We start from the raw sequence: 26,780 nt of genomic DNA, 5'->3' as shown, positions 1-26,780 counted from the left end.
GTCCGATCCTCCGGGCCGGAGAATCATGAGATATGTGCCACAAGTGAGTCACAAGTGAAAGGAGGGGGCGGGGGCGGGGGGCCGCAGTCACGCACGTATCGCCAGCGGAGGTCGCAGCCATGAAAGCCGTTGTGTACAAGGAACCGTTCGAGGTGGCCGTCGAGGACGTCGAGAAGCCTCGGATCCACCACCCGAACGACGTGATCGTACGGGTCACCTCCACCGCGATATGCGGCTCCGACCTGCACATGTACGAGGGCCGTACCGCGGCGGAGCCGGGCATCGTCTTCGGCCACGAGAACATGGGGATCATCGAGGAGACGGGTGACGGCGTCACCTCGCTGAAGCAGGGCGACCGGGTGGTCATGCCCTTCAACGTGGCATGCGGCTTCTGCATGAACTGCGTGGAGGGGTACACCGGGTTCTGTCTGACCGTCAATCCCGGGTTCGCCGGCGGGGCTTACGGCTACGTCGCCATGGGCCCCTGGCCCGGCGGCCAGGCCGAGTACCTCCGTGTTCCCTACGCGGACTTCAACTGCCTGAAGCTGCCCGAGGGGAACGAGCACGAGACCGACTTCATCCTGCTCGCGGACATCTTCCCCACCGGGTACCACGGCTGTGAACTCGCCCAGGTGCGCCCCGGCGAGAGCGTCGCCGTGTACGGCGGCGGTCCGGTCGGCCTCATGGCCGCGTACTCGGCCATGCTGCGGGGCGCCAAGAAGGTCTTCGTCGTGGACCGCGTCCCCGAACGCCTGGAAAAGGCACGGGAGATCGGCGCGACGCCGATCAACTTCGCCGAGGGCGACCCGGTGGAGCAGATCAAGGAGCAGACCGAGGGTATCGGCACCGACAAGGGCGTGGACGCGGTCGGCTACCAGGCGACGGTGCGCGACACCGGACGCGAGGAGCCCGCGACCGTGCTGAACTCGCTCATCGGCACCGTCAGGGCCACCGGCATGCTCGGCGTACCCGGGTTGTACGTACCCTCCGACCCCGGCGGTCCGGACGAGCAGTCCAAGCACGGCATGCTCAGCGTCGCGATCGGCAGGCTCTTCGAGAAGGGCCTGAAGATGGGCACCGGACAGTGCAATGTGAAGCGCTACAACCGGTACCTGCGCGACATGATCATCGAGGGCAGGGCGACGCCGAGCTTCGTCGTCTCCCACGAACTGCCACTGGACCAGGCGCCGTCGGCGTACGAGAAGTTCGACAAGAGGGTCGAGGGCTACACCAAGGTGGTGCTGCACCCGTAGTGCCGCCGTCCGGCCGCGGCTCCCCGGCGCACGGCTCCGGGGCGACCAGGGGGAGAACCCGCACGACGAAGGGACTGCCGAGTGGATCGGCAGTCCCTTCGTCGCGTTCACCGGCCGGAAGCCAACCGGGTCAGCCGTCGCCCTCGCGCTGGCCCAGCGTGACCGTGGCCGTGACCTCCCGTCCGTCCCGCTCGTAGGTGATCCGGACCTGGTCGCCGGGCTTGTGGGTCCAGATCTCGCTGATGAGCGTCGGACCGCTGTCCACCGGCTTGCCGTCGAACTTGGTGATGACGTCGCCGGGCCTGAGCCCCGCCTTGGCCGCCGGGCCGTTCGGGGTGACGGCCGCCGTGCCGCCCGCGCCCTCGTGGGCGATCGTCGCGCCGCCCCTGTCCGTCATGTTCACCGTCGCCCCGATGACGGGGTAGACGGGCTTTCCCGTCTTGATGAGCTGGTCGGCCACGTTCTTCGCCTGGTTGACGGGGATGGCGAAACCGAGGCCGATGGAGCCGGCCTGGGACTGCTGGCCGAAGCCGTTGCCGCCGCCCGCGGACTGGATCGCGGAGTTGATGCCGATCACCGCGCCGCGCGCGTCGAGGAGCGGACCGCCGGAGTTGCCGGGGTTGATCGAGGCGTCGGTCTGCAGCGCGCTCATGTACGAGTTCTTGCCGCCGGAACCGTCGCCCGAGGCCACCGGCCGGTTCTTGGCGCTGATGATGCCCGTCGTGACCGTGTTGGACAGGCCGAAGGGCGCGCCGATCGCGATGGTCGAGTCGCCGACCGCGACCTGGTCGGAGTTGCCCAGCGGCAGCGGGTCGAGACCGGCGGGTGCGTTGCGCAGCTTCAGCACGGCCACGTCGTAACCCTGGGCCCGGCCGACGACCTCGGCGTCGTACTTCTTGCCGTCGGAGAAGGTCGCGAAGAGCGTGCCGCCGTCGGCCGCCGAGGCCACCACGTGGTTGTTCGTGAGGATGTGGCCTTCCTTGTCGTACACGAAGCCGGTGCCCGTGCCGGCCTCGCCCTGGCCGCTACCGGACTTCGCCTCGATGGTGACGACGCTGGGCAGCGCCTTGGCCGCCACGGCGGCGACCGTGCCCGGGTCGCGCTTGAAGCCCGCCGGGGCGTCGCCGGCGGCCACGGTCGTGGAGACCCCGCTGTCGTTGCGCTCGGCGGCCCAGTAGCCGATCCCGCCGCCCACACCACCGGCGACGAGCGCGGCGACGAGGACGGACGCGATGATCCCGCCGGACCGCCTGCGCGGCCCGTGCGGAAGGGGCGCGGGCTCGCCCCAGGACGAGACGGGCGGCGGGGGCGGGGGCCAGCCACCCTGCGGGTACGGGGCCGTGGCGGCAGGGGAGTGGTCGCCGGGTGAGGACCCATGGGCGGTGGGCGGGACCGGGGGCTCGGGGGGCACCGTCCGGCCGGGCTGCGTCGGGGCGTCCGCGCCGGTGGGCGCGTGCGCGGCAGCGCTTTCGGGAGCAGCCGCCGGCACAGGAGGTACGGACGGGCCCGCGTGTGCCGGGGTGCCCTCGTTCTCAGTGCTCACAGCTTCCTCTTCCTCGATTCCACGATTCCACGATTCGGCGATTCGGCGATTCGGCGGTCCGCGGTGGCGCGGCACCGCACCGATGCGCTGCAGACAGCTTTTCCCACAGCCTGTCAGGCCACTGTAAGCAGGACCTGTGCGTCTGTGCGCTCCTCCGCCCCCTTCGTCTCTCCGCCTCTCCGCCCCTCCACTCCTCCGCCCCTCCGCCCCTCCGCCTCTCCGCCTCTCCTCGTCCCGTCGCGGTCGTCCCGTCCCGGACATCGCGGACGGGGGCCGGGACGTACGCTCTCGGGCGGATGACACCATGACGCGGTGACTCAACACCGGATCCAGGTCGTCGCCCACCGAGGGGCCTCGGAGGACGCCCCCGAGCACACCCTGGCCGCCTATGTGAGAGCCGTGGAGGACGGGGCCGACGCGCTCGAGTGCGATGTGCGTCTCACGGCGGACGGACATCTGGTCTGCGTCCACGACCGCCGGGTGAACCGCACCTCCAACGGCCGGGGCGCGGTCTCCGCGCTGGAACTCGCGGACCTCGCCGCGCTCGACTTCGGCTCCTGGAAGGACAGCGAGGAGAGCCCGGACTGGAAGGACCCCGGTTTCACCTCCGTGCTGACCCTGGAGCGACTGCTCGAACTGGTGACGGACGCGGGCCGTCGGATCGAGCTCGCCATCGAGACCAAGCACCCGACCCGCTGGGCCGGACAGGTGGAGGAGCGGCTGGTCCGCCTGCTGAAGCGCTTCGGTCTGGACGCCCCGGCGGCACCCGACGAGTCCCCCGTGCGCGTCATGAGCTTCTCGGCCCGCTCGCTGCACCGGATCGCGGACGCGGCCCCGGGCATCCCGACCGTGTACCTGATGCAGTTCCTGCCGCTGCGTGCGCGCGAGGCACGCCTGCCGGCCGGCGCCCGGATCGCGGGCCCGGGTATCCGGCTCGTACGCAATCACCCCGCCTATGTGGACCGGCTGCACGCTGCCGGCCACCAGGTGCACGTCTGGACCGTGAACGAGCCGGCCGACGTCGAGCTCTGCGTCGGACTCGGGGTCGAGGCGATCATCACCAATCGCCCGAAGCAGGTCCTCTCCCAGCTGGGCCGCCTCTGAGCGTCCCCACCGGGCCGTACCGGAAGCTGCCGCAGCGCGACCGGACCGCTACGGGGAGTGCTCCGGCGCGTTCGATCCGTATGCGAACGTGACGAGTGCGTCACCAGTCGCGGATTGGCCGGTTTCCGGTCCAGGCCATTGGGGCATCCACACCGTGGCGTGGGGCGAAGGAGGTCTCGGGGGTGGCGTTGGTGGTGGCACAGGAGGTGCCCACGTCGTCGAGCATGGCCGTACCCCATGGCCCTGCGGGCGTGGGTGAGGCGAGGCATCGGATGCGTGAGCAACTGCGGCGCAGCGAGGTGCCCGAATCGGTCGTCGACGATGCCGTTCTGATCCTTTCCGAACTGCTGAGCAATGCCTGCCGACACGGCAGACCGCTCGGGCAGCACGCGGAGATCGGCGACGGCGACATCCGCGCCGCTTGGCGTCTCGACCCGTCTGGCGGACTGACCGTCGAGGTCACGGACGGGGGCGGTCCCACCCGCCCGGTTCCGTCGACCCCCTCGGTCACGGCCCACGGCGGCCGCGGGCTCAACATCATCAGCGCGCTCGCCCGCGACTGGGGGGTAAGGGACAGTGCGGCCGGCGAGGTCACCGTATGGGTCCTCGTCACCGAGGGGCATCGCCGTGACGATTTCGCTACGCGCGTCACCGGCCCCGGCTTCGAGTTCGCGGACGCCTACGACGACGCGGACTGAGCTCCCGGACGTGTGGACTGAGCTCCCGGGCGATGCGGACGATGTCCTCCGAGGCCGGATCCAGGCGCTCTCCCGAGGTCATGAACCGGGCGCCGCCCACCCCGGTCCGTCCGCAGCAGCCCTCGAAGCGCCGTTCCGGCGGGTTCGGCGAGGGCGAGCACGCGACGTGAAGTGCCGCTGTGACCGCTGCCACGGCCGCAACGGCTAGGCTCGCGAGAGACAAGCACGCCGTCATCGGGAGAAAGCCACATCATGGCCAAGAAGCGCCCCCAGACGAAGGCCGCCGCCAAGCCACAGGTCACCGACGGTGAGATCCCGGTGGTCGGCGCCCGCGAGCCCTGCCCCTGCGGTTCGGGCCGTCGCTACAAGGCCTGCCACGGGCGGGCCGCCGCACACGCCGTGACCGAGCTGGTCCAGCGACCCTTCGAGGGGCTCCCCGGCGAGGGCGACTGGGTCGCCCTCCGCGAGCTGGTGCCCGCCGCCACCGTCGCCCTGACCCTCAAGGACGGGCTGCCCGAGGACGTCCCGTCACTGACGCTCGCGACCGTCCTCCCCATGGCGTGGCCCGCGCTGCGCCGCGAGGACGGCTCCGTCATGCTCGCCCTGCAGAACGACACGCCTTCCGGCGACCTCAGCCGCGACCTCGCCGACACCCTGCAGCGCGCGCTGACCACCAAGCCCGGCAACGCGGTGCCCCCGCGGCGCGCTCCCGGCGACGGCCCACGGCTGCAGGACCTGATCGACGCGGACGCCCCGTTCGAGCCGGTCGTCCACAGCGGTTTCGAGTTCTGGATCCCGGAGTCGGTGGAGACCACGAGCGCCGAGGTGACCGCTTCGCTGGAGCGCGCCAACGCGGCCGCGATCCCGACCGCGAAGCTGTCCGGCGTGGACGCCGCGTACTGGTGCGAGACCCCGGAGAAGAACCATCTGCGCTGGGTCATGCCGCACTCCGAGGAGCGCCTGCTGGACGCGCTCGCCCGGCTGCACGCGGCGGGCGCGTCGACCCTCGGTGAAGGCACCCGCCTCGTCGGGTCGTTCCGTGCGCACGGCCTGGTGGTCCCGGTCTGGGACCTGCCCCGCGGCATGGGCGCCGAGGAGTGCGAGAAGCCGGCGGCGGAGTTCGCCGAGCGGCTCGCCAAGGCGCTCGCGACGGACTCCCCGCTCACGGGCGAGGAGCGCCGGGCCCGCAGCGGTCTCACCAACCGCCAGGTCACGCTCAGCTGACCGCGGTGTCACGGGCCGTCCTCGCGTCCGGCCGACGACGGCGGTGACGGGCGGCGGCTCAGGCCGCCGCCCGCAGCGGCACGACGTCTGCGCCCCAGGGAGAGTGATCCCCGTCACAACCGCCCCTACGGGGCGGTAATTCGCTGTCCGAATACCCGAGATCGAATTTGCGAACAGCAGATCTCTTGTTACCGTTCTGGAAGCCCGGTCGCTGGTGCATCCCCCGTCGCCAGCGACCGGGCGTCTCTATTTCCCGCAATGGCCCGGGATCACGCCCGGTGTCAACTGCTCCAGGAGACGGGTAAGTTGCTCCCCGCGCGCAGCAGCAGCGGACCATCTCCGGCTTCCCCGGAACGCGCGAACTCCGCGATCGCGTAATAGCCGCCGGCTTCGCCCCGGGCCTTCTCACGCGGTGTTTCGCAGACTGCGGGCTCATCTCCCGGTTCGGCCGCGCAATGCGCCCGTACGATCCTTCCGCCCGGCCCCATCAGACTCAGCACGGGCATGACCCCTCCGCCCGTCGCGTTGCGGTAGTACGTTCGCGCCCAAGCGTCCGGACCGTCGGTCAGAACGCATGTCTGTGCCTCGATGCCCTGCGGTGAGATCACTTCGGGGCCGCAGTGTTCGCTAGTGCGTCGGATGCCGGCGACGTCGTGAACCGCCTCGGACGCCTGCCGCTGACCGTCCGGGGCATGTATTCCGGCCACACTTGCCGATCGCCCCGCCCTCTTGCCATTCGCCGCCCCTTCGGCACCTTCCGGCACCGCGGAGGCGGCGAGCGGCAGCAGTGCGGCACAGACGACGGCGAGCGCGAGCCCGGTCAGGCGCTGATTCATGTGGGCCGAAGATATCGGCGGACGGCGGCGCCCGGATCCGCGTCCGCCCCAATTCCCTTGTGACGGGACCCGGCCCCTACCCGAACGAGTGAGTCTCCGGGCCCCCCGGTCGTCCGCGCGAGGGGGGCGACCGCCGGTACGGGGGAGTCCGGGCGTCAATACGCGAGGCGGGACCCTTCCCCGGTCTCGGGGGGTGTCACGCCCGAGGGGATGCTGACGCTCGCCTCGACGAGGGCGTCCACGACCGCTTCCACATCGGGCAGCCAGGGCGCGGCCGAGCCGGGAAGCGGGGCCCGTTCCCAGCGGACCTGGCCCGTGCCCGTCTCCGAGGGCGGCAGCATCAGATAGCCGCCCGAGCCGTGGAAGCGAAGCGAACTCGGCACCCGGTCCTTGGCGTGCAGCAGTTCGCCCAGCTGCTCCATCGAGTACGGGGCGACGAGCAGCGACCACCGGGTCGGCGTGGCGACCACCGGGCCGAGCCTCATCCCCGTGCGGTCGAGCTCGGCGAGCGCCCGGGCCCCGGCGACCGCCGGCAGACTCACGGCGCACGGCGCGCGGCCGCCCGTGGCGAGCACGATCGGGGCGGTGGGCCGCTGGGTCCACCACCAGCGCACCATCCGCTCGTCGGTGGTCGCCGCCAGGAGCCCGGGGTCGAAGGGATGCGCGCCGGGTACGACGCACTCGCGGTCGGGGCAGGCGCAGCCGCGCACGCGATCGGCCCGCCCACCGGCGGTCGTGAGTCCCACGCCGGGCAGTACGGGCCATTTCCACGCGGTGGCGCAGGTCAGCGCCGCGTCGAGCTGAGGAGCAGGCCTCCCCTTGCGCCAGAACCGGAGCCTGCGTCGCCTTCCGAGGATCTCGCGCATGAGCGCTCGTTCCTTTCCGTTGAACGCCGAGGTCCATCACACCATGTGTGCATCACTTCACTGTGCGTACAAAGAGGCGTCTCGTCGCCCTTGCCGTAGGCACGGGCGACCCCATGGGCTCTGTCCATTAAACGCGTGGCGAGGGGTGGCGCGCGCATGGCGCTTGCTCTCCCGCTGTACTCGTACCGCCACTCGGGACGGGGCGGCGGCCCACGGCGGTTAAGACGCCCGGGCTCCCCGCCAGGTTCCGGGGCGGTCCCAACTGCCCCTGGCCATCACCGTTTACGTACCCATCACGCCCGGGATGACTCCCCCCTCGGGCTTCGCCTCGGACTTCACCCTGGGTGGGATCCCCATGTCGGACGCCCTCAGTCGACCGCAAATCGCGTTCATGGGGGGCATTTTTCAGCCAAGTTAGCAACCCCACGGACACCAGCGATACCACCAGGACAATGCTGGACATCCCCCTTTGTCTGCGTGTAGATGTGGATGCAGTGATAGCGGCGCAGATTGACATGGGGGTTTGCGATGCTATTGAGCAGAACGCACCAGCCGGAAGGCCGGCTGCCATGAGCGCCCCTCACCTGCCGAAAGTGGCTGGAATCAACTCAGCGGTTCCGGCCCCCGCGCACACTGCCGGACCACTCGCCCCCGATCCCGCGCCCGGCGCGGTGATCCAGGACCGGCTGGCCAGCTGGGTCTCCGACCTGACCACGCTCCACGAACTCACCGAACGGCTCGCCAGAACCGGCACGCTGGACTCGGCACTCGACGAACTCCTGCGCGCGGGCGCCGCCCTGGTCGGCGCCCGCCGCGGCATGGCCGTCCTCGAACCGGCCGACGGCCGCGGCCCCGCCGGCACCGTCGGACTCGGCCTCGCCCGTGCCGACCTGGGCCACATCGAGACCGTCCCCCGCAGCGCCACCGGGTACGGCCGGATCCTCGACGGCGGGACGGGCGGCGTCCCCTCCCCCGTCGCCCAGGCGGACCTCTTCCACGAGGAGGCGCTCGACCCGCGCCACCGCGAGGTCGCCGCCCGCCTCGGCTACGCCGCGAGCTACGCCCTGCCGCTCGCCACGGAGGAGGCCGGGAGGCTGGGCGTCGCCGTCTGGTTCTACGACGAGCCCGCCGAACCCGTGGATCGCCAGCGCCATCTCGTCGGCCTCTACGGGCGGTACGCCACCGAGCACCTCGCCCGACTGCTGGAGCTGGAGCGGGCCCGCCGGCAGATGGCCGTCATCGCCGACGAGCTGCTGCCCAGCAGGCTGCCCCGGATCCCCGGGGTACGGCTCGCGGCCCGCCATCTCACAGGACCACGCGGCGGCGGCGAGTGGTACGACGCGCTGCCGCTGCCCGAGGGCGCCCTGGGCCTCGCCGTCGGCTCGGTCTCCGGTTCGGGACCGAGCGCGCTGGCCGCCATGGGCAGGCTCCGGGCCAGTCTGCGGGCGTACGCGGTGATGGAGGGGGAGGACCCCGTCGCCGTGCTCTCGGACCTGGAGCTGCTGCTGAGGCTCACCGAACCGGCCCGCTCGGCGACCGCGCTCTTCGCGTACTGCGAACCCGCGGCGGCACCCCATGCCGAGGGCACGGGCAGCAAGATCGTGCTGGCCGGCGCCGGGCACACCCCGCCGCTGATCGTCGGGCAGCACCGCACCGAGTTCGTCGAGACGTCGCTGTCGGCGCCCCTGGGGATGCTCGCCTGCTGGGAGGCGCCCAGCGTGGAGTTCTCCCCCGCCCCCGGAGAAACGGTGCTGCTCTACACCGACGGTCTGCTCCGGCGCACCGGCGACCCCATGGACCGGGCCTTCACCCGGCTGCACACCGCGGCGGCGAGCGTGCCCAAGGCCGTGCGCCACGACCCGGGCGCGGTCGCCGACCACGTGCTGCGCACGGTGCTGCCCGGTGGACTCGACGCCGGCGCGGACGGCGAGGACGTGGTGATGCTGGCCGCCCGGTTCGAGTGACGCTCCGGTGACGCGGGCCGGGGGCCGCAAGGCTTCCGGCACCGTCGCGGTACGACCGTACGATGGGTGGGGGTTCAGCGTCGTACCGACTAGGAGGCAGACCCGTGGCAGAGGAGCTCACCCCGGAGACCCCGGAGAACGCGTCCGACCGCACCGTCGAGGCGGAAGGGACCGAGGAGCCGATCAAGCAGCGCAAGAACGGCCTGTACCCGGAGGTCTCCGACGAGCTCGCCGAGAACATGAAGTCCGGCTGGGCCGACACCGAGCTGCACGACCTGGAGCCGATCGCGCAGGCCGCGCACACCGAGCGCCGCCGCGCCGCCCTCTCCGCCCGATTCCCGGGCGAGCGGCTCGTGATCCCGGCGGGCAACCTGAGGACCCGCTCCAACGACACCGAGTACGCCTTCCGTGCCTCCACCGAGTACGCCTACCTCACCGGCGACCAGAGCCACGACGGTGTCCTGGTGCTGGAGCCCACCGCCGACGGCCACGAGGCGACCGTGCACCTGCTGCCGCGCTCCGACCGGGAGAACGGCGAGTTCTGGCTCGACGGTCAGGGCGAGCTGTGGGTCGGCCGCCGCCACTCCCTGACCGAGGCGGGACAGCTGCTGGGCATCACGGCCGAGGACGTGCGCGAGCTGCCGCAGAAGCTGCGCGAGGCGACCGGCCCGGTCCGCGTCGTCCGCGGCCACGACGCCGGCGTCGAGTCCGCCCTGACCGACAAGGTCACCGCCGAGCGCGACGAGGAACTGCGCGTCTTCCTCTCCGAGGCCCGCCTGGTCAAGGACGAGTTCGAGATCGCCGAGCTGCAGCGGGCCTGCGACGCCACGGCCCGCGGCTTCGAGGACGTCGTCAGGGTCCTGGACCGGGCCGAGGCCACCAGCGAGCGCTACATCGAGGGAACGTTCTTCCTGCGCGCCCGGGTCGACGGCAACGACGTCGGCTACGGCTCGATCTGCGCGGCCGGCCCGCACGCCACCACCCTGCACTGGGTCCGCAACGACGGCGCGGTCCGCTCCGGCGAGCTGCTGCTCCTGGACGCCGGCGTGGAGACCACCGAGCTCTACACCGCCGACGTGACCCGCACCCTGCCGATCAACGGCCGCTTCACCGAACTGCAGCGCAGGATCTACGACGCCGTGTACGAGGCACAGGAGGCCGGCATCGCCGCCGTGCGGCCCGGTGCCCCCTACCGCGACTTCCACGACGCGGCCCAGCGGGTCCTGGCCACCCGGCTCGTGGAGTGGGGTCTGCTCGGCGACCTCGACGTCGAGAAGGTGCTCGAGCTCGGTCTCCAGCGCCGCTGGACGCTGCACGGCACCGGCCACATGCTCGGCATGGACGTCCACGACTGCGCGGCCGCGCGCCGCGAGACCTACGTCGCGGGCACGCTGGAGCCCGGCATGTGCCTGACCGTCGAGCCCGGTCTGTACTTCCAGGCCGACGACCTGACCGTGCCCGAGGAGTACCGCGGCATCGGCGTCCGGATCGAGGACGACATCCTCGTCACCGAGGACGGCAACCGGAACCTCTCGGCGGCGCTGCCGCGACAGGCGGACGAGGTCGAGGCGTGGATGGCCCGGCTCAGGGGCTGATCCCCGCACCCTCCGCGCGGGCCGCGACGGCCCGTACGGACGGACCGGCCGCCGCACCAGGACGGCGCCTTCGCTCAGACCGCTCCGAGCAGGGCGCCGTCCCGCCATTTCAGCACCTTGTCGAAGCTCACCACCGCGCCCCGGCCGGGCCGGTTCCGCAGATGGACGTGGTCGGCGAGCTGCTCGATGAGACAGAGGCCGCGGCCGCTCTCGGCGGCGGGCCCCGCGCCGGTGACATGGGCGCAGTCCGGGAACCCCGGCCCTCCGTCGGCCACTTCGATACGGCACTTCTCGCCGTCCAGATACGCCGTCACGCGGTACCCGTCCGCCGAGGATCCGGGAGCGCCGGAGCCACCGTGCTCCACGGCGTTCGCGCACGCCTCGCTCAGCGCGACGGAGAGGTCGAAGGAGATGTCGGGATCGACGCCCGCGGTCTCCATGGCACCGAGCAGAAGACGTCGAGCGAGCGGCACGCTCGCAGCCTCGCGCCGCAAATGGAGAGACCACCAGATGCTCATGCTCCAGCCTCCTGGCTGCGGCTCGACATACGGTTACGTATTGCCGCGTCATCACGCTCGTAAGCGCGGAGTTGACGTGATTGCCCTCATTCGGCGGATGCGTCGATCGGCCATGCCGGTGTATGCCCACGCCAGGCGGGCGAGTGGGCCTCAAACGTGATCTTCCGGACCTGCCGCACGGGTCCGAAAGGCGCAGTGCGATGATGTCCCGGCCATGTCTGCCCACCCGCCGGTCGTACCCGGCGACGCGCCGGCCGCGACCGGACCGCGACTGCTGAGGGCCGCGGTCTTCGCCGCGGTCTGCCTCGTGCTGTCCGCGCTGGGGCATGTCCTGGCAGCCTGCGCGACCGTCCCCTGGTGGACGCTCCTCGCCGGTTTCCTGACGGTGTTCGCGGTGGTGGTGCCGTTCGCCGGCCGGGCGCGCTCGCTCCCCGCGGTCGTCAGCGCCCTGGCGGCCGGGCAGCTCGGCCTGCACATCCTCTTCGGTCTGGGCCAGCGCCCGCTCACCGTGTCACCGAGCGCCGACGACGCCCTGATCAGGATGGCGGCCAAACTCGTGTGCGGGGCCGGGGGCAACGCGCTCAGCCCGGCCGACGCCCACCGGATCGTCGCCGGAGCGGGCATCGACCCGGCGGCGGCGGTGCGGGCCGACCACGCCGGGCACACCGCCGCCGGGCCGAACGCCGCCCTCGAGTCCGCCGGTCTGCTGCCGAGCCTGCCCATGGTGCTCGGCCATCTGCTGGCGGCGCTCGTCACCGGCTGGCTGCTGCGCCGCGGCGACCTCGCACTGTTCCGGCTGGCCGAGCTCTCCGCGCAGGGTGCCCAGGGCGCCGGGGAGATGGTGGCCGAAGGCGCGCTCGTACGCGCCCTGCGCGCCGCGCTCGTCCTCGTGTGCGAGCTGCTCGCCGGACTGCCGACGGCACCGGACGCCCGTCCCGGACCCGCCGGGACGGATCCCGGCGACTCCGCGCCACCCGCGGCGGCCGCTCTCCAGCACATCGTGATCAGGCGCGGCCCGCCCGCGCACCGCGTCCCCGCAGACTGCGTTCTCGCAGCCTGAACGCGGCGCCATCCGACGACGTACCCCGAAACGGGTGTCCCGGGTGGTCGGTGCCGCGGCGCTCCCGCGCACCCGCGCGCGGACCGATCACCCTCCCTGCTCACGTGGAGTGTCCCTGCCATGAACAAGATCTCTCGCCTCGCCGTCGCCGGCGGCGTCGCCGCCTCCTCCGTGCTGCTGCTCTGCGGCCCCGCCCTCGCGCACGTCAGCGTGCAGCCCCAGGGCGAGGCCGCGAAGGGCGGCTACGCCACGGTCAACTTCAAGGTCCCGAACGAGCGCGACAACGCATCGACGGTGAAGCTCGAGGTCACCGTCCCCGCCGACCACCCGCTCTCGTCCGTGATGCCGCAGCCCGTCCCGGGCTGGAAGGCCGAGGTCACCAAGACCAAGCTGGCCAAGCCGCTGAGCGTGCACGGCAAGCAGATCACCGAGGCCGTCTCGAAGATCACCTGGACCGCGGCCGGCGGCAAGATCGGCCCCGGTGAGTTCCAGCAGTTCCCGGTGTCCCTCGGCCGGTTGCCGGAGGACGCCGACAAGCTCGTCTTCAAGGCGCTCCAGACGTACGACAACAAGGAGGTCGTGCGCTGGATCGAGGAGCCGCAGGAGGGCGCGGCCGAGCCGGAGCACCCCGCGCCCGTGCTCGCCCTGTCCGCGGCGACCGGTGACCACCACGGTGGCGACGACAAGAGCGCGGCGGACGGCAAGAACGCCGCCCACGCCGCGGATCACGCGGACGGCGAGGGCGGGACCACGGCGAGCTCCACGGACACCACGGCGCGGGTCCTCGCCGTCGTCGGCATCCTCGTGGGTGCCGGTGGCGTGGCCTTCGGCGTGCTGGCCGGCCGCCGTCGCACCGTCTGACCGACGTCACACAATTCACTTCCGGGACATCTCTCCATGCGCAACAAGATCGTGACGGCCGCCGCCCTGGCGGTGGCAGCCGCACTCTCCCTCTCCGCCTGCGACGGGGGGTCCGACAAGGCGGACGGCTCCGTCGCCGAGGTCTCCGCCCAGCCCAAGGGCAAGGCCGCGACCGTCCTCGACCGGCCCTTCGAGAAGCCGGACCTCGTCCTCACGGACACCACGGGCAAGCCGTACGACCTCCGCGAGCGGACCAAGGGCAAACCGACACTGATCTACTTCGGCTACACCCACTGCCCCGACGTCTGCCCGCTGACGATGAGCAACATCGCCGTCGCCAGGAAGCAGCTGCCCAAGGCCGACCAGGACAGGCTCCAGGTCGTCTTCGTCACCACCGACCCCGAGCGGGACACCGCGGCCGAACTGGCCAAGTGGCTGCCCGCCGCGGGCGACCCCTCCTTCGTCGGACTCACCGGCGACTTCCCGACCATCCAGGCCGGGGCGCGCCAACTGGGCATCGGCATCGAGCCCCCCACGAAGGACAAGAACGGCAAGGTCGTGTCCATGCACGGCACGCAGGTCGTGGCGTTCTCCCCGAAGACCGACCGGGGCTACGTCCTGTACGGCGAGGACACCACCCCCGAGGACTTCGCCGAGGACCTCCCCGAGCTCGTCGAGGGGGAGAACCCGTGACCCGCCGCACGCTGACCTCCCTCGCCGCGGCACTGGCCCTCTCCGCCGGTCCGGTGCTGGCGGGCTGTGCCTCGTCCGCACCCGAGCTGACGGTCGACGGGGCGTTCATGCCGCAGCCCGTCGGCGACATGGCGGGCGGCTTCCTCACCGTCACCAACAGCGGCGACACCGCGGACAGGCTGACCTCCGTCACCAGCAGCCTCTCGGACGACGTCCAGATACACGAGACGAAGGACAGCAGGATGCGGCAGGTGACGTCGCTCGACGTTCCCCCCAACGGGGAGCTGCGGCTGGAACGCGGTGGCGACCACCTCATGTTCATGGGCATCAAGGAGCAGCCGCAGCAGGGCGACACGATCGACGTCGAGCTGCACTTCGAGAAGTCGGAACCGATCAGGGTCGAGCTCCCCGTCGAGGAGCGGACCCACAACCCGAAGCAGCACTGAGCCCCGTGAAGAGGCTCTCGGCCATTCGAGGGACTGACGACACACGATGACCACCACCGCCCCGCGCCTCGGCGCGGCGACTCTCCTGCGGCTGCTGCTGATCACCGCGGCGCTGCTCGGCACCGTGCTCACCGGCACGGCGAACGCGCACGCCGCCCTGACCGGGAGCAACCCGAAGGACGGGGCGGTGCTGGCCGTCGCCCCCAAGGACGTCACGCTCACCTTCTCCGAGCAGGTCGCCCTGGGGAACGACTCGATCCGCGTCCTCGACCCCAGGAGCAAACGCATCGACGCCGGCGAGGTGAGGAACCTCGGCACGGCGGGCCTCGTCAGGTACGGGGTGGCCCTGCGATCCGGCCTGCCGGACGGCACGTACACGGTCGCCTGGCAGGCCGTCTCCGCCGACAGCCACCCGATCGCCGGCGCGTTCACCTTCTCGATCGGGGCGCCCTCGAAGACCGCCGTCGAACTCCCGGAGCAGGAGGCGGGCGGCGGGCTCGTCGGCTCGCTCTACGGCGTCGCGCGGTACGCGTCGTACGCGGGGTTCACCGTCATGGTCGGCGCTGCCGCGTTCGTGCTGGCCTGCTGGCCGCGCGGGGCGGTCGTCCGGCCGGTGCAGCGGCTCGTGGCGTACGGCTGGGTGACGCTCACCGCCGCCACCCTCGCGATGCTGATGCTGCGCAGCCCCTACACCGGCTCGGGCGGACTCGGCGACGCCTTCGACCTCACCGGGCTGCAGTCGGTCCTCGCGACCAAGACCGGGGCGGCGCTCGTCTCACGGCTGCTGCTGCTCGGCGCGGCGGCGCTGTTCATCGCGGTGCTGTTCGGGGCGTACGCGAAGCGCGCCACCGGGGCGGAGGGCACCGCGGAACCCGGCGTGCCCCGCCCGGACGGGGCGGAGGGCACCGCGGACCCGGGTGCGGACGCCGCCGGGGGCGAGCCGGAATCGGCCCGGGAACGGGCCGAGGAGAAGCAGGACCTCACCTTCGGTCTGGCCGTCGGCGGCACGGTCGTCGCGGCCGGGATCGCCGCCACCTGGGCCCTGTCCGAGCACGCCTCGACCGGTGTCCAGGCCGGTCTCGCGATGCCCGTCGACGTGCTGCACCTGCTGGCCGTCGCCGCATGGCTCGGCGGCCTGGCCACGCTGCTCGTGGCGCTCCACCGGGCGCCCTCCGTCGGACGGGCGGCCGTCCTCCGCTTCTCCCGGGTGGCGTTCTGGTCCGTCGTCGTCCTCGCCGCGACCGGGCTCTACCAGTCCTGGCGGCAGGTCGGCTCGTGGTCGGCCCTGACCGGCACCTCGTACGGACGGCTGCTGCTGGTCAAGATCGGGCTGGTCGCACTGCTGGTCGGGATCGCCTGGTTCTCGCGGCGCTGGACGGCACGGCTGTCGGAACGTACGCCGACGGACGCGGACGGCGAGACGGCGGACGGGGAGAAGGCGGACGCGGGGGCGGACGCCTCCACCGAGGGGGACGGCGGGACCCGTGCCGCCGGCACGGCGCCGGCGGCGTCCGACGACCCCCTGCGCGCCGCCCAACTCGCCCGGCAGGACGCCGCCGTGGCCGCGGCCGCCCGCAAGCGCCTCAGGGACGCCGACCCGGAGCGGTCCGGACTGCGCCGTTCCGTCCTCGCGGAGGCCGGCGTCGCCGTCGTCCTGCTCGCCGTGACGACGGTCCTGACGTCCACCGAGCCCGGCCGTACGGAGGAGCAGGCCGCGCGGGCGGGCGGCGGGACCTCCGAGACCGCGGCGTCCAAGCCCGTCGACGTCACCCTGCCCTTCGACACCGGCGGCGCGAACGGCAAGGGAACGGTCCGGCTGACCATCAGCCCCGGCCGCTCGGGCGCCAACGAACTGCGTCTGTGGACCGAGGGTCCGGGCCGACGGCCCCTGGACGCTCCCGAGGTCAAGGTCGCCTTCACCCTGACCGCGGAGAAGATCGGTCCACTCCCGCTGGTCCCGGAACGCGTCGCGGCCGGCCAGTGGAGCGCGAGCAACATCCAGATCCCGCTGCCGGGCGAATGGCAGGTCCGGATCACCGTACGGACGTCGGACATCGACCAGACGACCGTCGAGAAGAACGTGAGGATCGGCTGACATGGTCGGCCCACGAGGCACAGTGGGAAAGGCATGAGCGACAACGAGATCTCGCGACGCAGGCTGCTCGGCACGGTCGGCGCCGCCGGAGCGACCGGACTGGCCCTCGGCGCGGCGGGCGGCGCCGCCGGGTATGCGGCCGTCGCCGCGGACCCCGCTGCCGCCCTGGCGACCGTCGGCTCCACCGTCGAGTCGTTCCACGGCGAGCGCCAGGCGGGCATCACCACACCGATGCAGTCCCACGGCCATCTCGTCGCCTTCGACCTGGCGCCGGGGGCGGGCCGGAAGGAGGCGACCGCGCTGATGCGCCGCTGGTCGGCCACCGCCGCCCGGCTGACGGCGGGCGAGCCCGCCGACGACGACACCGGTGTCGCCCTGGACGCGGGCCCCTCCTCCCTCACGGTCACCTTCGGCTTCGGCCGGACCTTCTTCGACCGCACGGGGCTGGCCGCACAACGGCCCGTCCAGCTCGACCCGCTGCCGGCGTTCTCCGGCGACCGGCTGGATCCGCGCCGTTCGGAGGGCGACCTCTGGGTGCAGATCGGCGCCAACGACGCGCTGGTCGCCTTCCACGCGCTGCGCGCCGTCCAGAAGTCGGCGGGCGGGGCCGCGCGGACTCGCTGGCAGATGAACGGCTTCAACCGTTCGCCGGGGATCACGTCCCGGCCGATGACCAGCCGCAACCTCATGGGCCAGATCGACGGCACCCGCAACCCCAAGCCGTCCGATCCCGACTTCGACCGCCGTGTGTTCGTCCCGGCGCCCGGGTCCGGGTCGGGCTCGCCGGATCAGCCGGCCTGGATGGCGGGCGGCTCGTACGCCGTCGTACGCCGCATCCGGATGCTGCTCGACGACTGGGAGAAGCTGAACCTGAAGGACCAGGAGCTGGTGATCGGCCGCCGCAAGTCCGACGGCGCCCCTCTGACCGGCGGCGGCGAGACGACCGAGCTCGATCTCGACCGGACCGGGCCGGACGGTTCCCTGGTCATCCCGGCCGACGCCCACGCCCGGATCTCCGCCCCGGAGCAGAACGCGGGCGCGGCGATGCTGCGCCGGCCGTTCTCGTACCACGACGGCATGGCGGCGGACGGCTCTCCCGACGCGGGTCTGCTCTTCGTCTGCTGGCAGGCCGACCCCCTGCGGGGCTTCGTGCCGGTCCAGCGGAAGCTGGACCGCGGCGACGCGCTGTCCCCCTTCGTCCGGCACGAGGCGAGCGGCCTCTTCGCCGTCCCGGGCGGCGCGGACGAGGGCGGGTACGTCGGCAGCCGGCTGCTGGAGTCGTGAGGCGAGCCGCAGGGGGGCCGGGCGCACTAGGGTGACGGGTATGTCCGCCACGCGCTACACGTACCTCGGCCCCGAGGGCACCTTCACCGAGGCCGCCCTGCGCACCCTCCCGGAGGCCGCCACCCGCGAACTCGTCCCGATGGTGTCCGTGCCGGCCGCCCTGGACGCCGTGCGCAACGGTGAGGCCGCTGCCGCGCTGGTGCCGATCGAGAACTCGGTGGAGGGCGGCGTCACGGCGACCGTCGACGAGCTGGCCTCCGGCGAGCCGCTGATGATCTACCGCGAGGTGCTGCTGCCGATCTCCTTCGCGCTGCTGGTGCGGCCGGGGACGAAGCTGTCGGACGTGAAGACGGTGACCGGCCACCCGGTCGCCCAGCCGCAGGTGCGGAACTGGCTGCGGGCCCACCTCCCGGACGCGGTGTGGGAGTCGGCGGCGTCGAACGCGGACGGTGCACGGCTGGTGCAGGAGGGCCGCTTCGACGCGGCCTTCGCGGGTGAGTTCGCGGCGGCGACCTACGGGCTCGAGGCTCTGGTCACCGAGATCCACGACGCGCAGAACGCGGAGACGCGCTTCGTCCTGGTGGGCCGTCCGGCGCGGCCCGCGGCCCCGACCGGCGCGGACAAGACGTCGGTGGTCATCTGGCAGCGGGACGACCATCCGGGAGCTCTGCTGGAGCTCCTCCAGGAATTCGCGGTGCGCGGCGTCAACCTGATGCTGCTCCAGTCGCGGCCCACGGGCGCGGGCATCGGGAACTACTGCTTCGCGATCGACGCGGAAGGCCATGTCTCGGACCGGCGGGTGGGGGAGGCGCTGATGGGACTGAAGCGCATCTGCCCGAAGGTGCGGTTCCTCGGGTCCTACCCGCAGGCGGGGTTGGCGGCTCCGGCGCGGGGCGGGCGCACGCCGCGCCCCGGGACCTCGGACGCGGAGTTCGTGGACGCGGCGGAGTGGCTGGCGCGCTGTCAGGACGGCCGCGCGTAACCCGGGGTTCATCGCGCCCCGGCGCCACCCCGTCCTCCTCGTCCCTCCCCGTTGCCCACAGAGTTATCCACAGGGCGGCTTCTCGATCTGGGGACAAGTCGACAACACAATCCGACACAGTCGACAAATCACCTCACTCACCCCCGGTTGCTTCCACAGCACGCATCGAAAGCCCATGTCAGCCCAATTCCTTTGATCAACTCTTTGGAGCGAAGAAGTGCGGGGAATTCCCACTCGAACGAGCGCGTGAGCCATGTTCGGAGACGCAATCCCCGGACCTTCCGCCGACTTTCGGAATGATCAATTCCGCAATCCACAGACCCCTCCCACAGCCTGTGGATAACTTGCGCGCCCCCCGTTCCCCCTGTGGACAACGGCCCGGAGTTCCACGGTCCACGGCGGACCGGGGCCGCGGCGAATCGGCGTTCACCGCTTTCGGTGGCCGGCGCCGGGACGCCCACGGACCGTGCGCGGGATTCACCGCGCCTTTCCCTAATTCCGGCAATTCGGTCAAACTGACACGCAACCAATATCAACTGGGGTGCCGGAAGCACGCACCGGTAGCCTGGTGGGGTGATTGACCTTCGCCTGCTCCGTGAGGACCCCGACCGTGTTCGCGCCTCCCAGCGCGCCCGTGGAGAGGACGTCGAACTCGTCGACGCCCTGCTCTCCGCCGATGAGCGGCGCAGGTCGTCCGGCGTCCGCTTCGACGAACTCCGCTCCGAGCAGAAGTCGCTCGGCAAGCTCATCCCCAAGGCGTCCCCGGACGAGCGCGCCGAGCTGCTGAAGAAGGCCGAGCAGCTCAAGTCCGACGTCAAGGCGGCCGAGGCCGAGCAGAACGAGGCCGAGGAAGAGACCCGCCGGCTGCTGCTCGGGCTGGGCAACCTGGTCCACCCGGACGTCCCGGTCGGCGGCGAGGAGGACTTCGTCGTCCTGGAGACGCACGGCACCGTCCGCGACTTCGGCGCCGAGGGCTTCGAGCCCAAGGACCACCTGGAGCTCGGGGAGGCGCTGGGCGCCATCGACGTCGAGCGCGGCGCGAAGGTGTCCGGCTCCCGCTTCTACTACCTGACGGGCGTCGGCGCCCTGCTGGAGCTCGCCCTCGTCAACGCCGCCATGGCGCAGGCCACCGAGGCGGGCTTCACGCCGATGCTGACCCCGGCGCTGGTCCGCCCGCGCGCCATGGAGGGTACGGGCTTCCTCGGCCAGGCCGCGGAGAACGTCTACCACCTGGAGAAGGACGACTTCTATCTCGTCGGCACGTCCGAGGTCCCGCTCGCGGCATACCACATGGACGAGATCCTCGACTCCGACAAGCTGCCGCTGCGGTACGCGGGCTTCTCGCCGTGCTTCCGCCGCGAGGCCGGCACCTACGGCAAGGACACCCGCGGCATCTTCCGCGTCCACCAGTTCGACAAGGTCGAGATGTTCTCCTACGTCCACCCGGACGACGCCGAGAACGAGCACAAGCGGCTGCTGGAGTGGGAGAAGCAGTGGCTGACCGGCCTGGAGCTGCCGTTCCAGGTGATCGACGTGGCCACCGGAGACCTGGGGGCCTCGGCCTCCCGCAAGTACGACTGCGAGGCGTGGATCCCGACCCAGGGGAAGTACCGCGAGCTCACGTCGGCGTCGAACTGCGACGGTTTCCAGGCCCGCCGGCTGTCGGTCCGCATGCGCGACGGCAAGCAGGTCAAGCCGCTCGCGACGCTGAACGGCACGCTGTGCGCCGTGCCGCGCACGATCGTCGCGATCCTGGAGAACCACCAGCTGGCCGACGGCTCGGTGCGGGTGCCCGAGGTCCTGCGGCCCTACCTCGGCGGCCGTGAGGTCCTGGAGCCGGTCGCCAAGTGAGCTTTCCGTACCGCCTGATCGCCACGGATCTCGACGGGACTCTGCTGCGCTCCGACGAGACCGTCTCGCAGCGCACGCGTGACGCGCTCGCCGCCGCCACGGCGGCGGGCGCCGCCCACATCGTCGTCACGGGACGAGCCGTCCCCTGGACCCGGCACATCCTCGACGACCTGGGCTACCAGGGCCTCGCGGTCTGCGGACAGGGCGCACAGGTGTACCACGCGGGTGAGAACAAGCTGCTCACCTCGGTGACGCTGGACCGCCGGCTGGCCGGCCTCGCCCTCGCCAAGCTGGAGGCGGAGGTCGGCCCGCTCGACCTGGCGGCGAGCCGCGACGGCCTGGACGGGAAGGTGGTCGTCAGCCCCGGCTACCGGGTCCAGGAGGGTCCGCTCCGGGTCCTGGTCTCCGACGACCCGGCCGAGCTGTGGGCTGCTCCGCTGAACAAGCTCTACATCCAGCATCCGGCCCTCGGCGACGACGAGCTGACCCGCGTCGCGCGGTCGACGGTCGGCGGTCTGGTGGACGTGGTGATGGCCGGCGAGGGCATCGTCGAGATCCTCCCCCTCGGCCTGAGCAAGGCCACCGGCCTGTCGCTGGCCGCCCGCCGGCTGGGGGTGAAGTCCACCCAGACGATCGCCTTCGGCGACATGCCCAACGACATCCCCATGTTCGGCTGGGCCGCACACGGTGTCGCGATGGCCAACGCCCACGACGAACTGAAGGCCGTGGCACACGAGATCACGGCGTCGAACGAGCACGACGGCATCGCCCTGGTGCTGGAGGAGCTGCTGGGGCGCTAGGGGGCCTGCGGGCGGACCGCCCGGACGGTGCGGAGCGGCGTACGGACCGGGCGTCCCGGCCGTACGGAAGCGTGCGACGTCGGACCGCCGGGCCGTGGCCCCCGTCACGGGACGCGGCGTACGCGTCCCTGCACGCGTACGCATGGCGGAGGATGCGCGGATCGAACGCGCGCGGGGGTCGACCCCGACCACGGCTTAGCAAGCCGGTGCCTTACCACTCGGCCAATCCTCCGGGAGGGCGGCCCGCGCGGATGCGCGCTCGAAGCGGCCGCCCGGGCAGTCTCCGGCGGCTCCACGGAGTCCGATGATTACTCCGAAGCCTGCCGTGCGCTGCCCTGCAGGGAGCTCGACGGACTCGTACTCTCGGTCATCGCCGCGCCCCTCCCCGGTCTCGGACATCGTGTCCCTGGTGTCCCCGCCGCACTCCGGCGGCGGCATCGACCACTCTGCCCGGTGCGAACGGTCCGGTGCCACCGAATATCCGTGCGCACCGCCTCAGGACCTGCGCCACCGGCGCCACCAGCGTCGGCCGCCGCGGCGCCGTGCTCGGGCCCGGCTCCAGAACCAGCCCGCGGGCGGCCCGTCCGAGCGCCAGGGCTGCCGTTCGGGCGCGGAGCCGCGCCACCGAGCGGTGAGCATCCGCGCCCGGGCCGACGGCTCGGAGGTTCCCGCGGCACGCACGAAGTCCTCGTCGAGAACCACCTCGTCCCAGGCGTCCCCCCGAGCGCCCCCGCCGGCTCCGGAAGCTCCGCCGCCGGCACCACCCCGGGGACGACCGCCCGCACCTCCGCCCACGTCGGCCGGGCCCGGCAGTCCGCCGCCGGGGCCGCTGTGGGGCGCGCGGGACGCCGGTCCCGCTCCGTGCTCCTCCGGGCCCGGGCCAGGTCCCGCTCCGTGCTCCTCCGCGTCCGGTCCCGGATCCGGTCGGGGGTCCGGCTGCTCCTGCATGACCGTCTCCTCTCACCCCCAGTGTCCCCACGGCCCCGTCAGGCCCGTGTGAGGACGGGAACGCCCCGGGGAGCAGGCCCCGGGGCGTCTCGCGCCGCGCCTCCCTACTCCTCACCGGCCAGCGTCAGCGTCCTCAGCTTCTGCCCGGCGTATCCCGTCGCCAGCAGCGTGACCCCGACGAGCAGCGCCGTCGCGAGCGGCAGGCCCACGTCGGAGGTGATCATCCCTTCCCCGCCGATCCGTTCGGCCAGGGCCAGCGACCACTGCTGCACGCTGAGCGTCCGCGCCCCGGGCACCAGGCTGCCGAAGAGCGTCTCCCACACCAGCGCGTAGACCAGACCGATCACGACCGCGTGCCGGCTGACCGTGCCGAGCAGCAGGAACAGCGCGGCGTACGCGATGGACGCGACCAGCGCCGCGACCGTGTAGGCCACGGCGATCTGCTGTCCGTTGCCGTTGAGGATGTATCCCGCGACGAACGTGGGGACCGCGGAGAACACCATGGTCACGGCGATCGCCACGGTCAGCTTGGTGACGATGATCGTCGGCCGCTTCACCGGCTTGGCCAGCAGATAGACGATCGAGCCGTCGTCGATCTCGGGCCCGATCGCCCCCGTTCCGGCGATCACGCCGATCAGGGGCACCATCGTGGCGAGGGCGAAACCGCCCAGCACGTCGGAGGCGACCTGGTCGTCGACGCCGTTGAACGCACGTACGGCGGCGGCGATGAGCAGCAGCAGGGCGGGGAGGACGAAGAGGATCGCCGCACGGCGCCTGCCGAGGAGGGCCCGGTAGGTGAGCCGGGCGACTGTCGGGTTGTACATGTCGTTGGCTCCTTTCAGGCCGCTACGAGGTAGGAGAAGACCGATTCGAGGGACTCGTCGGAGGGCGAGACGGTGAGCAGCCGGATGGAGTGCTCACGGGCCACCCTCGGCAGCAGCTCCGTGAAGCGACCGAAGTCGACCGCCTGGATGCGCAACGCGCCTTCCTGGACGTCCACTTCGATGCCGGCGGTCGACGGGTCCGCGATCAGCGCGGCGGCGAGCGCCCGGTCGTCGCTGGACCGCACCAGATAGCGGTGCGGCCGGTCCGTCATCAGCCGTCGGATCCTGCGGAAGTCACCGCTCGCCGCGTGCCGTCCCGCCACGATCACCTCGATGTGGGAGGCGAGTTGCTCGACCTCCTCCAGGATGTGGGAGGAGAACAGGACCGTGCGTCCCTCGCCCCCCATGCGCCGGAGCAGGTCCATGAGCTGCATGCGCTGGCGCGGGTCCATACCGTTGAACGGCTCGTCGAGGAGCAGCACGCTCGGCTCGTGCACCAGGGCGGAGGCCATCTTGACCCGCTGGCGCATGCCCTTGCTGTACGTGGCGATCTTGCGGTCCTGCGCGGGCTCCATCTCCACCGTGGCCAGGGCGCGCTGGGCCTCCTTGGCCCCGAGGCCGTGCAGTTCGGCGTTGGCGAGGACGAACTCCCGTCCCGTGAGGAAGTCGTACATCGCCTCCCGCTCGGGCACGACGCCGATCTGCCGGTAGACCGATTCGTTGCGCCAGATCGCTTCACCGTCGAGGGTGACGGTGCCCGTCGAGGGGGCGAGGAAGCCGCCCATCATGTTGATGAGCGTGGATTTGCCGGCCCCGTTGGGGCCGAGGAGTCCGGTGACGCCGGGCCCGATGGTCATGGTCACGTCGTTGACGGCCACCACGTTGCCGAACCAGCGCGAGGCGTGGTCGATGTGGACAGTGGTCATGATCAGAGCCCGACCTTTCGGTAGCGGCGCATCAGGACGCCGTACGAACCGGCGACGAGCGCGAGGACGGCCAGCAGATAGACCACTCCGGTGCCCGTGCCGGGCCCCTGTCCGCCGGGGAAGGAGGAGGACGCGCCGAGGAAGGCGGTCTGCACACCGTCGATGAGGGTGACGGGCGAGAAGAGCCCGAGCCACTCCACCGCGCCTTCGGACCCGGTCTCGTAGGCGATGGCCTGGACCGTGGACACCGCCCCGTAGGTGATGGTGAGCGTGGCGATGACCGCCGCGACGCCGAAGCCGCGGCGCGGGGTCAGCGCGGCCAGGACGAGACCGAGACCGCCGAAGAGGAGCGAGAGGAGCGCCACGGAGACCAGTCCCTGTGCGAAGCCCTTCGTCTGGTCGGCGAAGTCCATCTTCGCCAGCAGCGAGCCGATCCAGAGGATCAGGAGGGGTGCGGCGGTGAGGACGAAGAGCGCCGAGGCCATCGCGCCGAACTTGGCCAGGACGTAGTCGACGCGTTCGATGGGCCGCGAGAAGTACAGCGGCACGGTCTTGAAGCGCAGGTCCCGCGACACGGACTGCGGGGCCTGAGCGGCGAGGAAGAGGGCGATGACCGCCTGCGTGACGATCGCGTAGCGCGTGTAGTCGAGGGGCAGTTCCTTCATCTTGGTGGTCACCGCCACGGCGACCACGATCGCCGCGGGCACGCACATGACCGCGAAGAGGATCATGGGCAGCACCTTCGACCGGGCGGAGCGGCCGAGCCCGTACGCCCCCCGAAGCGACTGCGCGAAGAGCGAACGGCGGGCGTAGGCGCGGCCGAGCCGCGCGCCGTCGTAGTTGCGGTACCCGATGTTGTGGATACGGGTGGTCTCGGTGAGCGCCGTCCCCGTGCGGGTCGTCCCGTTGCTCATCGCGCCGGCACCTCCATGGGCTGGGCCGCCGCCTCGGGGCGGAAGACCTCCGCGATGTGGTGGCGGCGCTGTTCCATCCGTACGAGGCCGAGGCCGAGGGCGGCGACGGTGTCCCGGACGGTGTCGTAGGTCTCCTCGCCGGTGGCCTCCAACAGGAGGATGTGGCCGGCGCCCGGCAGACCGTCCTCGACCCCGGCGTGCAGGGTGACCCCGGCGGCCGTCAGCGCCTCGCGCAGAGCCGCGGTCCCGTCGGGGTGGGTGTCGGAGTCGGTGACCTCGACCGCGAGGCTCGTCGTGGTCTTGGTGAAGTCGCTGGTGGAGCTGGAGCGCAGCAGCCGGCCGCCGTCGACGACGACGACGTGGTCGCAGGTGCGCTCGAGCTCGCCGAGGAGGTGCGAGGTGACCAGGACCGAGATGCCGAAGTCGGTGTGGACACGGCGGATCAGGCCGAGCATCTCGTCCCGGCCGACCGGGTCGAGGCCGTTGGTCGGCTCGTCCAGCAGTACCAGCCGCGGGTCGTGGACCAGGGCCTGGGCGAGCTTCACACGCTGCTTCATGCCGGTCGAGTAGCCGCCGATGGGCCGGTAGCGCTCCTCGTAGAGGCCGACGTGGCGCAGGGTGTCCGCGGTGCGCTCGCGTGCCGCGGTCGGAGGGAGTCCGGACATGCGCGCCATGTGGACGACGAACTCGGTGGCCGAGACGTCCGGCGGCAGGCAGTCGTGCTCGGGCATGTAGCCGACGCGCTCACGGATGGCGGCACCGGAGGTGGCGACGTCGAGGCCGAGCACCTCGGCGCGGCCCTCCGTGGCGGGGGACAGACCCAGCAGGATCTTGATCAGTGTGGACTTGCCGGCCCCGTTGGCGCCCACGAGTCCGGTCACGCCGGGCCCGATGTCCAGGGAGAGCCGGTCAAGCGCGGTCACCCGGGGGAACCGCTTGCTCAGGCTTTCGGTCACGATCACAGTCACGCTTCGACGGTAGTGGTGCACACCACACCCGGCGTCAGCCCTGGCGGCTGGTTCCGCATCCGCCTCCAGGCGTACGGACCCGTAGGGGGCAACGCCGGAGGAGGAGACGGCGCGGTGCGCCGGCGGTCGTCCACAGGCGTCCACAGGCCCTTGACGCAGCCGTGGGACATTGTCACAGTCATCAGTGTCACATTACGAGCACGTACCGCACAGGCACACGGACGCTACGCGTCGGATCCGGACGGGACGGTGGCATGACCTCGGCAGTGATGAGCGAACGAACCCCGGAGCTGCGGGGGCTCCGGGAAGCGCAGCGCCTGGCCCATGACTGCGTGGCGGTCGCGGCGCAGCTGAGACCCGGGGTGACCGAGCGGGAGGCGGCGCACATGCGGCGCCGCCGGCCGCACGGGCGCGGGGTGCGGGACCGGTTCCATCTTCTCTCCGCCTGGTTCCGCGACCGGACGGCGTTCGCGGGGTTCCGGATACCGCTGCCGTTCTTCCCGACCGACCGGAGGCTCGAGGAGGAG

At 71.9% G+C, this 26,780-nt stretch carries 24 protein-coding genes, 1 tRNA gene and 1 pseudogene; 16 read left to right on the top strand and 10 right to left on the bottom strand.

Translation table 11 applies throughout. The features are described 5' to 3' along the window. The first annotated feature begins 119 nt into the window (after window positions 1-119). Window positions 120-1,253, top strand: a complete 1,134-nt coding sequence (locus O7595_RS17040) for a glutathione-independent formaldehyde dehydrogenase (RefSeq protein ID WP_269729528.1) — start codon at window positions 120-122, stop codon at window positions 1,251-1,253. Between the two features lie 130 nt (window positions 1,254-1,383). On the opposite strand, the gene O7595_RS17035 is transcribed toward O7595_RS17040, so the two are convergent. After that, window positions 1,384-2,796 carry a S1C family serine protease gene (locus O7595_RS17035; RefSeq protein ID WP_269729527.1) on the bottom strand — a complete coding sequence of 471 codons (1,413 nt, stop codon included), beginning with the start codon at window positions 2,794-2,796 and terminating at the stop codon, window positions 1,384-1,386. Window positions 2,797-3,108: 312 nt separating this feature from the next. Here O7595_RS17035 and O7595_RS17030 point away from each other — a divergent pair, with 312 nt between their 5' ends. From O7595_RS17030 to O7595_RS17020, 3 genes are all read left to right on the top strand, one after another. Then, window positions 3,109-3,900 carry a glycerophosphodiester phosphodiesterase gene (locus tag O7595_RS17030; RefSeq protein WP_269729526.1) on the top strand — a complete coding sequence of 264 codons (792 nt, stop codon included), beginning with the start codon at window positions 3,109-3,111 and terminating at the stop codon, window positions 3,898-3,900. Between the two features lie 95 nt (window positions 3,901-3,995). Next, the gene (locus tag O7595_RS17025) at window positions 3,996-4,598 is read left to right on the top strand and encodes an ATP-binding protein (RefSeq protein ID WP_269729525.1); all 603 of its coding nucleotides are present in this window, start codon (window positions 3,996-3,998) and stop codon (window positions 4,596-4,598) included. A 252-nt stretch (window positions 4,599-4,850) separates the two neighbouring features. Beyond that, the gene (locus O7595_RS17020) at window positions 4,851-5,822 is read left to right on the top strand and encodes a DUF5926 family protein (RefSeq protein ID WP_269729524.1); all 972 of its coding nucleotides are present in this window, start codon (window positions 4,851-4,853) and stop codon (window positions 5,820-5,822) included. 281 nt (window positions 5,823-6,103) lie between these two features. Here the strand turns inward: O7595_RS17020 and O7595_RS17015 are convergent, their stop codons facing one another. Beyond that, window positions 6,104-6,658, bottom strand: coding sequence for a hypothetical protein (locus tag O7595_RS17015; protein ID WP_269729523.1), 555 nt, complete (start codon window positions 6,656-6,658; stop codon window positions 6,104-6,106). Window positions 6,659-6,813: 155 nt separating this feature from the next. Continuing rightward, window positions 6,814-7,524 carry a bifunctional DNA primase/polymerase gene (locus O7595_RS17010; protein ID WP_269729522.1) on the bottom strand — a complete coding sequence of 237 codons (711 nt, stop codon included), beginning with the start codon at window positions 7,522-7,524 and terminating at the stop codon, window positions 6,814-6,816. Between the two features lie 452 nt (window positions 7,525-7,976). Here O7595_RS17010 and O7595_RS17005 point away from each other — a divergent pair, with 452 nt between their 5' ends. Next, the gene (locus O7595_RS17005; RefSeq protein ID WP_269729521.1) at window positions 7,977-9,488 is read left to right on the top strand and encodes a PP2C family protein-serine/threonine phosphatase; all 1,512 of its coding nucleotides are present in this window, start codon (window positions 7,977-7,979) and stop codon (window positions 9,486-9,488) included. A gap of 104 nt (window positions 9,489-9,592) precedes the next feature. After that, the gene (locus O7595_RS17000; RefSeq protein ID WP_269729520.1) at window positions 9,593-11,083 is read left to right on the top strand and encodes an aminopeptidase P family protein; all 1,491 of its coding nucleotides are present in this window, start codon (window positions 9,593-9,595) and stop codon (window positions 11,081-11,083) included. Between the two features lie 74 nt (window positions 11,084-11,157). Here O7595_RS17000 and O7595_RS16995 read toward each other — a convergent pair whose 3' ends face one another. Continuing rightward, complete coding sequence (locus O7595_RS16995) at window positions 11,158-11,601, bottom strand: ATP-binding protein (protein ID WP_093655487.1); 444 nt, start codon at window positions 11,599-11,601, stop codon at window positions 11,158-11,160. 214 nt (window positions 11,602-11,815) lie between these two features. On the opposite strand from O7595_RS16995, the gene O7595_RS16990 reads away from it, so the two are divergent. The 9 genes from O7595_RS16990 (at window position 11,816) to O7595_RS16950 (ending at window position 21,673) form a co-directional block, all read left to right on the top strand. Beyond that, window positions 11,816-12,661: a hypothetical protein gene (locus O7595_RS16990; protein WP_269729519.1), complete on the top strand. Its 846-nt coding sequence runs from the start codon at window positions 11,816-11,818 to the stop codon at window positions 12,659-12,661. Window positions 12,662-12,781: 120 nt separating this feature from the next. Next, window positions 12,782-13,522: a YcnI family copper-binding membrane protein gene (locus O7595_RS16985; protein WP_269729518.1), complete on the top strand. Its 741-nt coding sequence runs from the start codon at window positions 12,782-12,784 to the stop codon at window positions 13,520-13,522. 36 nt (window positions 13,523-13,558) lie between these two features. Beyond that, window positions 13,559-14,215: an SCO family protein gene (locus O7595_RS16980; RefSeq protein ID WP_269729517.1), complete on the top strand. Its 657-nt coding sequence runs from the start codon at window positions 13,559-13,561 to the stop codon at window positions 14,213-14,215. Further along, window positions 14,212-14,661 (top strand): copper chaperone PCu(A)C, encoded by a 450-nt coding sequence (locus O7595_RS16975; RefSeq protein ID WP_269729516.1) that lies wholly within the window; start codon window positions 14,212-14,214, stop codon window positions 14,659-14,661. Before O7595_RS16980 ends, O7595_RS16975 begins: the two co-directional genes overlap by 4 nt. A 46-nt stretch (window positions 14,662-14,707) precedes the next feature. Next, entirely contained in the window at window positions 14,708-16,756 is a 2,049-nt protein-coding gene (locus O7595_RS16970; RefSeq protein ID WP_269729515.1) for a copper resistance CopC/CopD family protein, read from the top strand. A gap of 33 nt (window positions 16,757-16,789) precedes the next feature. After that, a complete protein-coding gene (gene efeB / locus O7595_RS16965) occupies window positions 16,790-18,040 on the top strand; it encodes an iron uptake transporter deferrochelatase/peroxidase subunit (RefSeq protein WP_269729514.1) in 1,251 nt (416 codons plus the stop codon). Window positions 18,041-18,080: 40 nt separating this feature from the next. Next, window positions 18,081-19,022 carry a prephenate dehydratase gene (gene pheA / locus O7595_RS16960; protein WP_269729513.1) on the top strand — a complete coding sequence of 314 codons (942 nt, stop codon included), beginning with the start codon at window positions 18,081-18,083 and terminating at the stop codon, window positions 19,020-19,022. A gap of 573 nt (window positions 19,023-19,595) precedes the next feature. Continuing rightward, window positions 19,596-20,873, top strand: a complete 1,278-nt coding sequence (serS, locus tag O7595_RS16955; protein ID WP_269729512.1) for a serine--tRNA ligase — start codon at window positions 19,596-19,598, stop codon at window positions 20,871-20,873. Further along, window positions 20,870-21,673, top strand: coding sequence for an HAD family hydrolase (locus O7595_RS16950; RefSeq protein WP_269729511.1), 804 nt, complete (start codon window positions 20,870-20,872; stop codon window positions 21,671-21,673). Before serS ends, O7595_RS16950 begins: the two co-directional genes overlap by 4 nt. Before the next feature lie 143 nt (window positions 21,674-21,816). Here the strand turns inward: O7595_RS16950 and O7595_RS16945 are convergent. From O7595_RS16945 to O7595_RS16925, 6 genes are all read right to left on the bottom strand, one after another. Then, window positions 21,817-21,905: transfer RNA gene (locus O7595_RS16945), tRNA-Ser, on the bottom strand. Between the two features lie 263 nt (window positions 21,906-22,168). Continuing rightward, window positions 22,169-22,621 carry an SGM_3592 family protein gene (locus O7595_RS33875; protein WP_443071641.1) on the bottom strand — a complete coding sequence of 151 codons (453 nt, stop codon included), beginning with the start codon at window positions 22,619-22,621 and terminating at the stop codon, window positions 22,169-22,171. A 104-nt stretch (window positions 22,622-22,725) separates the two neighbouring features. After that, window positions 22,726-23,445 (bottom strand): ABC transporter permease subunit, encoded by a 720-nt coding sequence (locus tag O7595_RS16940; protein WP_269729510.1) that lies wholly within the window; start codon window positions 23,443-23,445, stop codon window positions 22,726-22,728. Window positions 23,446-23,459: 14 nt separating this feature from the next. Continuing rightward, window positions 23,460-24,371, bottom strand: a complete 912-nt coding sequence (locus tag O7595_RS16935; protein ID WP_269729509.1) for an ABC transporter ATP-binding protein — start codon at window positions 24,369-24,371, stop codon at window positions 23,460-23,462. Between the two features lie 2 nt (window positions 24,372-24,373). After that, complete coding sequence (locus tag O7595_RS16930; RefSeq protein WP_269729508.1) at window positions 24,374-25,285, bottom strand: ABC transporter permease; 912 nt, start codon at window positions 25,283-25,285, stop codon at window positions 24,374-24,376. After that, entirely contained in the window at window positions 25,282-26,247 is a 966-nt protein-coding gene (locus O7595_RS16925) for an ABC transporter ATP-binding protein (protein ID WP_269732520.1), read from the bottom strand. The genes O7595_RS16930 and O7595_RS16925 overlap by 4 nt, the downstream gene beginning before the upstream one ends. Before the next feature lie 260 nt (window positions 26,248-26,507). Here O7595_RS16925 and O7595_RS16920 point away from each other — a divergent pair. Beyond that, window positions 26,508-26,774: pseudogene (locus tag O7595_RS16920) on the top strand (M24 family metallopeptidase); the annotation flags it as partial. Between the last annotated feature and the right edge of the window lie 6 nt (window positions 26,775-26,780).

Source organism: Streptomyces sp. WMMC940 (assembly GCF_027460265.1).
Taxonomy (GTDB): Bacteria; Actinomycetota; Actinomycetes; order Streptomycetales; family Streptomycetaceae; genus Streptomyces.
The sequence above is the reverse complement of the archived record's forward strand: the minus strand, read 5'-3'. Positions and strand labels throughout refer to the sequence as shown.

Bases quoted from the DNA above. Each gene is read 5' to 3' on its own strand.
- O7595_RS33875 (WP_443071641.1), bottom strand. From the start codon at position 22,621: ATGCAGGAGCAGCCGGACCCCCGACCGGATCCGGGACCGGACGCGGAG.
- O7595_RS16935 (WP_269729509.1), bottom strand. From the start codon at position 24,371: ATGACCACTGTCCACATCGACCACGCCTCGCGCTGGTTCGGCAACGTG.
- O7595_RS17040 (WP_269729528.1), top strand. From the start codon at position 120: ATGAAAGCCGTTGTGTACAAGGAACCGTTCGAGGTGGCCGTCGAGGAC.
- O7595_RS16930 (WP_269729508.1), bottom strand. From the start codon at position 25,285: ATGAGCAACGGGACGACCCGCACGGGGACGGCGCTCACCGAGACCACC.
- O7595_RS16990 (WP_269729519.1), top strand. From the start codon at position 11,816: ATGTCTGCCCACCCGCCGGTCGTACCCGGCGACGCGCCGGCCGCGACC.
- pheA (WP_269729513.1), top strand. From the start codon at position 18,081: ATGTCCGCCACGCGCTACACGTACCTCGGCCCCGAGGGCACCTTCACC.
- O7595_RS16940 (WP_269729510.1), bottom strand. From the start codon at position 23,445: ATGTACAACCCGACAGTCGCCCGGCTCACCTACCGGGCCCTCCTCGGC.
- O7595_RS16985 (WP_269729518.1), top strand. From the start codon at position 12,782: ATGAACAAGATCTCTCGCCTCGCCGTCGCCGGCGGCGTCGCCGCCTCC.
- O7595_RS17020 (WP_269729524.1), top strand. From the start codon at position 4,851: ATGGCCAAGAAGCGCCCCCAGACGAAGGCCGCCGCCAAGCCACAGGTC.
- O7595_RS16970 (WP_269729515.1), top strand. From the start codon at position 14,708: ATGACCACCACCGCCCCGCGCCTCGGCGCGGCGACTCTCCTGCGGCTG.
- O7595_RS16995 (WP_093655487.1), bottom strand. From the start codon at position 11,601: ATGAGCATCTGGTGGTCTCTCCATTTGCGGCGCGAGGCTGCGAGCGTG.
- O7595_RS17015 (WP_269729523.1), bottom strand. From the start codon at position 6,658: ATGAATCAGCGCCTGACCGGGCTCGCGCTCGCCGTCGTCTGTGCCGCA.
- O7595_RS16980 (WP_269729517.1), top strand. From the start codon at position 13,559: ATGCGCAACAAGATCGTGACGGCCGCCGCCCTGGCGGTGGCAGCCGCA.
- O7595_RS17005 (WP_269729521.1), top strand. From the start codon at position 7,977: ATGCTGGACATCCCCCTTTGTCTGCGTGTAGATGTGGATGCAGTGATA.
- efeB (WP_269729514.1), top strand. From the start codon at position 16,790: ATGAGCGACAACGAGATCTCGCGACGCAGGCTGCTCGGCACGGTCGGC.
- O7595_RS17010 (WP_269729522.1), bottom strand. From the start codon at position 7,524: ATGCGCGAGATCCTCGGAAGGCGACGCAGGCTCCGGTTCTGGCGCAAG.